Source organism: Paraburkholderia sp. UCT2 (assembly GCF_014397665.1).
In the GTDB taxonomy this organism is placed as follows: Bacteria; Pseudomonadota; Gammaproteobacteria; order Burkholderiales; family Burkholderiaceae; genus Paraburkholderia; species Paraburkholderia tuberum.
In genome coordinates this window covers 1-698 of the sequence record NZ_VZQO01000153.1, presented here as the reverse complement: position 1 = coordinate 698, position 698 = coordinate 1, and the positions used below count along the sequence as shown (strand labels likewise).

Below are 698 nucleotides of genomic sequence, written 5' to 3'. Positions count from 1 at the left end.
CAGCGGGATTTCCTTCTCGACGTAGTCGTAGTAGAGGGCGGTGGTGTAGAGCAGGCGCATCTGCGCGCCGATCTCGCAGATCTTCAGGCAGCGCTGCTGCAGCTCGACCGTGTTGGCGTTCTCCAGAACGATCTGGTAGCCGCGCTCGCCGTGAATCTCGTCGGAGACGATGTGCAGGTCGAAGAACTCGACCTCCTCGTCGGTGAAGCGGTACTTCTCGCGCAGCGTGGGCGTCTGCTTGCGGTAGATCGAGGGCACCTGCGATTCGAGGCCGACCACCAGCGCGGCGACCGCGACGACCGGGTCTTCGCGCATGGCCACCGAGTAGCACCAGGCCTGCAGGCCACGGGTGGTCGGCGACATGTTGTCGGGGTTGGTGACGCGCTCACGGGTGGTGCCGCAGGCTTCGGCGAAGCGGATCAGCAGGTCGGTGTGGCGGTCGCCGCCGATTTCCTCTTCGTACATGTTGGCCAGCAGGAAGTCCTTGGCCTCGGTCATGTGACCGGGCGTGCGGGCATAGAGGTAGCCCAGGTAGTCGGCGAACGGGCCGACGTAGTGATAGTGGTTCTCGGCCCAGCGTGCCAGATGCGCGCGGGAGAGCTTGCCGCTCGCCCACGCGACGCTGAACGGCGCCTTGTTGGCGCTCTTGCCCTTGATTGCTTCTTCGAGCGCGGTGCGGAATTCATCGCGGTTCATCA

Annotated in this window: 1 protein-coding gene; it reads right to left on the bottom strand. The window is 64.8% G+C overall.

The window, feature by feature from the left end; all coding sequences use genetic code 11:
• The coding region (locus F6X39_RS36180) for a TenA family transcriptional regulator (protein ID WP_187620164.1) at nucleotides 1-696 on the bottom strand (696 nt) is incomplete at its 3' end.
• Between the last annotated feature and the right edge of the window lie 2 nt (nucleotides 697-698).